At 42.6% G+C, this 7359-nt stretch carries 8 protein-coding genes; 3 read left to right on the top strand and 5 right to left on the bottom strand.

Translation table 11 applies throughout. The features are described 5' to 3' along the window. Positions 1-1310 (top strand): glycerol-3-phosphate dehydrogenase (gene glpD, locus B7C60_RS15350; protein WP_245869555.1); only part of this gene is annotated, 1310 nt, incomplete at its 5' end. A 101-nt stretch (positions 1311-1411) separates the two neighbouring features. On the opposite strand, the gene B7C60_RS15345 is transcribed toward glpD, so the two are convergent. The 3 genes from B7C60_RS15345 to B7C60_RS15335 all read right to left on the bottom strand — a co-directional run bounded on the left by B7C60_RS15345 (position 1412) and on the right by B7C60_RS15335 (position 3413). Next, the gene (locus tag B7C60_RS15345) at positions 1412-2455 is read right to left on the bottom strand and encodes an AbrB family transcriptional regulator (protein WP_099612394.1); all 1044 of its coding nucleotides are present in this window, start codon (positions 2453-2455) and stop codon (positions 1412-1414) included. 60 nt (positions 2456-2515) lie between these two features. Next, the gene (locus B7C60_RS15340) at positions 2516-2866 is read right to left on the bottom strand and encodes a GlpM family protein (RefSeq protein WP_099612393.1); all 351 of its coding nucleotides are present in this window, start codon (positions 2864-2866) and stop codon (positions 2516-2518) included. Positions 2867-3002: 136 nt separating this feature from the next. After that, a complete protein-coding gene (locus B7C60_RS15335; RefSeq protein ID WP_099612392.1) occupies positions 3003-3413 on the bottom strand; it encodes a VOC family protein in 411 nt (136 codons plus the stop codon). Between the two features lie 273 nt (positions 3414-3686). Here B7C60_RS15335 and B7C60_RS15330 point away from each other — a divergent pair, with 273 nt between their 5' ends. Both B7C60_RS15330 and B7C60_RS15325 read left to right on the top strand, forming a co-directional pair. Continuing rightward, positions 3687-4421: a hypothetical protein gene (locus tag B7C60_RS15330; RefSeq protein WP_099612391.1), complete on the top strand. Its 735-nt coding sequence runs from the start codon at positions 3687-3689 to the stop codon at positions 4419-4421. Then, on the top strand, positions 4342-5010 hold the full coding sequence (locus B7C60_RS15325; RefSeq protein ID WP_099612390.1) for a hypothetical protein: 669 nt from the start codon (positions 4342-4344) through the stop codon (positions 5008-5010). Before B7C60_RS15330 ends, B7C60_RS15325 begins: the two co-directional genes overlap by 80 nt. A gap of 14 nt (positions 5011-5024) precedes the next feature. Here B7C60_RS15325 and viaA read toward each other — a convergent pair whose 3' ends face one another. Both viaA and B7C60_RS19690 read right to left on the bottom strand, forming a co-directional pair. Next, entirely contained in the window at positions 5025-6467 is a 1443-nt protein-coding gene (gene viaA / locus B7C60_RS15320; protein WP_099612389.1) for an ATPase RavA stimulator ViaA, read from the bottom strand. A 12-nt stretch (positions 6468-6479) separates the two neighbouring features. Further along, on the bottom strand, positions 6480-7359 hold an 880-nt coding region (locus B7C60_RS19690), incomplete at its 5' end, for an ATPase RavA domain-containing protein (protein ID WP_245869552.1).

The raw sequence follows: 7359 nt of genomic DNA, 5'->3' as shown, positions 1-7359 counted from the left end.
CACTTGCTGAACGCGAAGTGCTGCTTAAAAAAGCCCCTCACCTCGTGACGCCTATGCGCTTTCGTCTTCCTCACCGCCCTTTTCTTCGTCCTGCATGGATGATTCGTATTGGGCTATTTTTATACGATCACTTGGGTAAACGAACCTCTTTGCCTGCCAGTCAAAAAGTGCCACTCAAAGCAGGAACCGTTACTAAACCAGAAATGAAGGTCGGTTTTGAATATTCAGACTGCTGGGTGGATGATGCACGACTAGTCATTCTCAATGCGATGCAAGCCAAAGAGCTTGGCTCTGAAGTCATGAATTACTGCCGGGTTGAGAAAGCCGTGCGAGAGGGATCGCTCTGGAATGTGACTTTATTTGATGAACGCACGCAAAGTCACTTTGTGCGTAAAAGTCGCGCATTGGTGAATGCAACAGGCCCATGGGTAAAACAATTTTTAGACAGTAATATTCAAATTCGCTCACCTTATGGCATCCGATTAATCAAAGGTTCACACATCATCGTTCCTAAAATTCACGATGAACCGCAAGCGTATATTCTGCAAAATGAAGACAAACGTATTGTTTTTGTTATTCCTTATCTGGATCAATATTCAATGATAGGCACTACTGACGTTGAATATAAAGGCAACCCTAGAGAGGTCGAGATTTCAAGCGAAGAACGTCAATATTTAATCAATGTCGTTAATCAACATTTTATGCGTGAAATCAGTATTGATGACATTATTTCCGAATTTAGTGGGGTTCGACCACTGTGTGATGACGAATCAGACTCACCACAGGCTATCACTCGCGACTATACTCTCTCGCTTGATCAACAAGGAGAAGAAGCCCCCTTACTTTCCATTTTCGGAGGCAAACTCACCACCTATCGTAAGTTGGCAGAAGCAGCCATGAAACAGCTCTCTGCATTCCTACCACAAATGAAGTCAAGCTGGACAGATCAATCCACCTTACCGGGTGGCGAAAATTACCAACTCAAGGCTTTGTTGACTCAATTCAAGCAACAAGTTCCATTTGTCAGTGATCAAACTTTAACACGCTGGCTGAAACAATATGGTTCACGTACTCAAGCGCTACTGCACGATGTCAAAACGATCGATGACTTAGGCATAGCCTTTAGTGAGACGCTTTTTCAACGAGAAATTGATTATTTGATTGAGAACGAATATGCCTATCGAGCGGAAGATATTTTTTGGCGACGGAGCAAATTAGGCATTGACCATGATGCAGACTGTATCGCACAAGTCGCTCACTATTTGGAACCCGTTGCTGAAGCGTCACATCAAACGCTCGCCGTTAGTTGATCGGCTGGTGTGTTTGTTGGTTCAAAAGCGCTCGGGAATCCATCAGATCATAAAATATGGATTCCCAATCGAGAGCGGTTCGATTTAACCTGCCACCCCTGTTAATGTTTATTACGCAACTGTTCTAACTGCTGTTTAAATAATGCAGGCATGGTATACAGCAACAATAATCGAATCGCGTGATTAACCATCACAAACGCAGGCTCTAATCCTAGTAAAAGGGCCACCGCGGTCATCGCTTCAACACTTCCGGGCACCCAAGAGAGCAGCAAAACTAACCAGCTCATTCCCAACCAGTGTGCGGCTAAAAAAGAAACACCAACCGCAACCGTTAATCCGATAAGCGTCACCATCATGCCGGCTTTTGAGTAACAAAAGGCTTCTCGTAACGTCGTTTCCGCTAAGCGTATGCCAATCAATACTCCCAGTAGCGCGGTGGCAAATAACACCAGAGAAACGGGAACCAATAATGCATCGTCAGGCATCACGCTATTCACGCTTGCTGTAATTAATAGCGAGGCAATCATATAAGGAGCTGGAATACCAAATTTAATCGAGAGTTTCCCACATAACATACTGATAGCGACCAATATCAATAATATCGTCCAGTGCTGAATCGTCATAGTGACACTATTAATTGCCGTTTCCGTCGCACTAGTGGAGATAACCCCTGCCATCAAGATCAAAATGATCAAACGAACCGAATGCGCATACACTAATTTGGATGACGGTTTACTGCCCGATTCACTGATCACCAATATGGCTGCCATTGCACCAGGCACCGCCCCCAATAGCGACTCAAAGGGATGCCACCCTTCACGTTTATAGAGCCAATAAAAACCGCCACTGGTTTGTAACATCAGGCAAATAATTAAACCAATCACCATCGGGAAACTTAAGGTTTGGGCCAGTTCCCCTATCGAAATAGTGGCTCCAACGCTGATCCCTAATACCACTTGAATAAACATCAACAAAGTTTTAGGCAACGTTAAGCTAATATTGGCTTTTTTTCGCAGAAGAACAACCAAAATTGCGGCGATAAACAGTTCGGCTAATGGCAGTGAGAAACACACGCCAATCGACATCGAAAGCAAAGCTATCATGGTAATTTTTAATAGATTAGACAAAGAATTTCTCTTGAACACAAAGAAGCCTCACTCGGCTTTAAAAGCCATACAGACAGCAATACACGTTAACAGCAAAGCTTATGCCACACTCGGATGAAAACGACTCCAGCTCACCAAAAGTAGACCCGCAAAAGCAATCCACACCAAAGTAGCAAAACTGAGAGTCCACAGGAGATTAAATTGATAACTGAAGTAATAAACGGCCAATAAATAAGCGGCATAAGGAATCAATGAATACAACCCAAAGAGCACGGTTATTCTTAACTCTTCCATGGTACGTTCAGTACCAACAATGTAGTGAGCGATGAGGGCAAAAGTAGGAAAAAGAGGAACCAAGCCAGAAATAAAAAAACTTTTACTTTTCGAAAGCAGAGCTATCAGCAAAACAGCCAATGCACCGAGCAAACATTTGAAAAAAAGAGCCAGCATAACCATCCTTATCTTTTGCGACACTCACCGCATTTGACTATAACGCTATGTAACCAAATGTAAAGTAAGAGTTATCACTCCATGATAAACACCGATTTAACGTGAAAATAGGCCGCCATGGATCGCCGGTATTTCGTTACTCCGGATTCAACGGTTTGAGTTCAATCACATTACCTTCAGGGTCTTCAATGTAAATAGAGCGGCCAAATCCTTGTGCACCATAACGTTTGGCAAAGCCTGAATGTGGGATCTGGTGGTGATCGAGATAGTGAATAAGCGCAGCTTCAGCAAGCGGTGAAATCTGTAAACAAAGATGATCGACATTACGCCCATCTTGCTGTGGTGGTTTTCCTCCCTCCTGACCGAGCTCACTATTGACGGTCACTAAGTCAATCAAAGCACTACCGGCTCGAAGTTGTGTCAATCCAAGTTCTTCAGGTAAGACGCGTTCAATCTGACAGCCTAATACTGTGCAATAAAAATCCAGCATCTTTTCCAATTTTGTTGTTCGTAAAACTACGTGATCCAATCCATGTATTGTTAGCATGGTACTTCTCCTTATTATCATGGTACTTGCAATGCAGCATGACCAGAGTTTGGCATGACTAGAGTTTGTTGACCTTTCGAACAACACAACCTACCTCAACGCTAAATTTGCAAAGCTCTGCTGAGTTTTATTTTATCAAGTCAGCTTAGCATCAAACAATCACGGCTTTCTGTTCGCCTTATTCGATTTAATTGTGGCTAACTCTACAACTCCCTTCTTCAGTGGCATACAATAGCGATTAATTTGATATTATCCTAATCGGAGCCAAGATAAGTGAGCGCAAAATATACCCATCTAGCCTGGCAACTCAATTGTGCAAATCCAGCAGAAAAACTGGCTTTACTGATGCTCGCAGATAGTACCGATGATATGGGATACGTAACGGTGAACTTAGAGCATATGGGCCCGTTGTGCTGTATGTCTACTTTTGGATTAGCCGAATGCTTACGGGCATTATGTGAGCAAAAAAAACTAGAGAAAATCAATGTTGAATATCGCCAAGGTATGGAACTGCATATTTTTAAAATGCGGATTGATCAAAAAGATACCGAGGTAGCCCTGACTACTCCTGCACCTGCACCTGCACCTGCACCTCAGGAAAGCTTTCCTAATGTACCGAAGCAAGCGTTACATTACCGTAATAACGCCTCTAATCTGATGCAAGGCAATGCGATTGCGACACATGATTTAGATGAAAATGAAATTCCAATGTGGGCTGAACGAGCTTTCAAATTTTCTGGGATTAGCAATGATCATATTCTGGTTTGGAAAAAGTTCGTTTTATGGCATAAATCAAAAGCGAGTGAGTTATTAACCATCTCTCGCCTAGAAAACAAACTTCAGTATTGGCTGACGAACGAGAAACTCAATGAAAGACAGCAAGCGAAAACCTCTGAACATTCAGGAAATCGAGAGCAAACTGCGGGAAATGGGTATAAACCGAAGCTTAGCCCATCTGAGCGCTTCCGACAGCAGCTTATCCAAAGAGGAAAAAAACCCACCTTCTGAACCAACCACCCCACAAGTGGTTGGAGATGAAGAACCATCTGACTGGTGTCTGCATGTCTTTGGTTCTTTTCTAAGCGTTTATGAAACGCAGTGGGAATACCAGTACGGCAGCCAGCCTACCGGCAAGTTTATTGATTTTGCCGAATCAATCGATGCCAATAGCCTGAACCGAGTGCTAAAGCATTGCCATGAACGGATTCAATTGGGTAATAGCTGGCCGCCACAAATGGGCGAGCTATGGGTGCTACGCGATGCTTTAACCGCAGAAGAGCTGTTAGACAGCCGTATTCGTGTGCTTTCGCGTGAGCCTGAAAATCAAATTGAAAAGTGGTTAGTGCAAAATAAATTGTATGATTTAAAACGGGTGGCGGAAAATAAATTGGATCAACTGTTTAAAAAATATTATTTAGAGGCGAAACGGTTGGAAGAAAAGGGCAAGCTCATTACTGAGTTGCCTGATAACTTGCTGCCCGCCCATTCGATAAAAAATGTCAATGATATCAAACGAGAAGAGTACGAACTACAGAACGGCAAACAACTTAACCCACGCATACAAGCCATTTTAAATAGCAAAAAAACACCCCTTTAGGCGCAGCGCTGCGCCTACCATTTTTTAATGAAACGGCCGAACACATTCGGGTGATAATGCCAACAGTGGTCAAACATACTCATGACTTCTGGGTTGCCATAACGTGACAATGTCACCGCATGAAAGCGATTCTTGCTCGCTTTTAAGGCTTGGACTTGCTGTAAAATCGTTTCATTCTGTTTTGGTGCAATAAAGTCGGAAAGAATGATCAGGTCAGCGTTGTTATAACGTGCTTCATTCATTTGCTCAATCGATTTTGCTATAGCCAAATCTAAATCGGTTCCACCATGGAAGGTATAGCTGAGAAAATCACTCGCTTCTCTGAGCCCATCTTGACGAGTCAGCTCATAGACGATCGATTGCGTTGAAAATAACACCACATAGCAATCACGCTCTTCAGCGAGCGCAATTTGCATCAAGGCATAAGCCAGCGCTTTGGCACATTGTTCAGGAAAACCTTTCATCGAACCTGAAGCGTCAACACAAATAATAAATGGCCCTTTTTCTATCTCCGTAGGTGCATGCGCAGCAGATTGAGCATGAACTTTACGTAATGTTCGTTGCTTCCCTTGCATGCGATAATTCATTAATCGCTTATCAATCAAATGTTTATAGAAAACAACCTCCAGCTCTGGATAAGCCAAAAATAAAGTTTCATTTGGAAGAAGTCGATTTAAATCATCGCTAGGATGAATTCCGACAATATCATCCGTCGCTTGATCAGACTTTTCTTCGCTCATCGTCGCTTGCTCTTCTTGAGTAGAATTAAAGTCAGGAGCATCAATTTGACTGGCCATTCTGCCAAGTTGCTGGGCAATGTTTTGCAATTCTTGATGTTTTTTAAGGAATTCCGCATGACGTTTAATGATCGATAAATCCATGCGACTCAATTTGGCTGAAGCCATATCCCATAAGCGACCAACATTACCTTCACCGCCCTGATCGGTTATCTGTTGCATGTTACGTAACGTTTCAATCCGCTGATAGAGTTCAAGGTACTCCTTTTCTTTACTGCTTTCGATCTCAATCAACTGCGCTTGTTTTATGTCGTGGCATAACGCTTTATACCAACAATCACAAAAGAAATGCGCAAACATTGGGTTATTAAACGTTTTTTTATCATCAACTAACTGACGTGCTTTGGTATAAAAAGAGGAGTGCCACTCCAATTGTTGCAATAAATCCGGTAGCTGTTTCATAAAAGCGCGCTCGCTTAGCTGAACCGTTTGCTGATAAAGCGCGATTTCGGTTTGAAAATGCTCTTGCTCTCCCACTCGAGTAATACGATGTTTTACACGGTTATGCCATCTGGCCAAATGGTTTTTGACTGAGGAACGAAGCACCTCATTTTCGACCATGATAAGTTGTGAACGAGCGAGTAGATCGTTCACCGCTGTTTCGATGATACCCGATTCAGCAATGGCTAAAACGATGTTGACACTATCTGGCCCAAGCATTATTTATCCTAATCATGCAAAATACTCTGGTAAGGATTTGATACGTTGAACACGCTTGGTACACTCTTGCTGTGCGGATTCTAACTGTTGCTGTATATGGTGTAAGCTTGCTTCCATCGCGGTGGGCAATTCAGGATCGATAAAACTATGGGGAAGTGAGCCATGAAAATCAGAACGAACTTTCAATAAATGGTGCTCTGCCTGTTTCAATTGACTCAAGGATTGTTCCGTTTTTTCTAACCAGTCTTGATACATTCCTTGTTCTAAGCCCTTTTGACTGGCAAGGGCTAATCGTATCGAACGGTTGGCAATATCCTTCACCACCAAGTGATTATTTGCATCGCGTTCAAAGCATAAACGACATAAATTAGGGTTGTGATTGACGTAGCCATAAATATCGCCTTGTCCTTCTTTGATCAAGCGCTCCATATCTGCCTGTGTGACATATACCCAACGGCTATCTCCTTTTTCCCCTTCAGCAACAGACATATTACTTTGCAATAAGACCAATTTAATCAAATTTTTTGCCTGTCCAATTTGGTACGTTTTCGCTTGGCTAAAATCATACTGATAAATCTGTTTTTTTCTTAATCCATTTGAAGTTTCCAGCGATAACGTAATCGATAAATCAGCTTCGATTTCTTCTTGAACCGTAGCAATTGTAATTCGACAAGTATCACATTGCTGCTCTACTTGAGATTGATCAAAAGCTTCTCGCAGCGCAAATTCACGAATGATACGATACACCAACTCTCTTGATTCGGGACTATTCCATAGGCAATCTTGCAGTAATAACAAGTCCAGCGGGCTAATGTGGTCACGACCATTAAAAAATGCACTAGCTTTAAGTAGCTTTACTGCTTTTTTCCAACGCCGATCTGACACATACACG

Source organism: Vibrio fujianensis, assembly GCF_002749895.1.
Lineage (GTDB): Bacteria > Pseudomonadota > Gammaproteobacteria > Enterobacterales > Vibrionaceae > Vibrio > Vibrio fujianensis.
This window is presented reverse-complemented; position numbering and strand designations above follow the sequence as displayed.

Bases quoted from the DNA above. Each gene is read 5' to 3' on its own strand.
- B7C60_RS15340 (WP_099612393.1), bottom strand. From the start codon at position 2,866: ATGCTGGCTCTTTTTTTCAAATGTTTGCTCGGTGCATTGGCTGTTTTG.
- B7C60_RS15335 (WP_099612392.1), bottom strand. From the start codon at position 3,413: ATGCTAACAATACATGGATTGGATCACGTAGTTTTACGAACAACAAAA.
- B7C60_RS15325 (WP_099612390.1), top strand. From the start codon at position 4,342: ATGGGTATAAACCGAAGCTTAGCCCATCTGAGCGCTTCCGACAGCAGC.
- viaA (WP_099612389.1), bottom strand. From the start codon at position 6,467: ATGCTTGGGCCAGATAGTGTCAACATCGTTTTAGCCATTGCTGAATCG.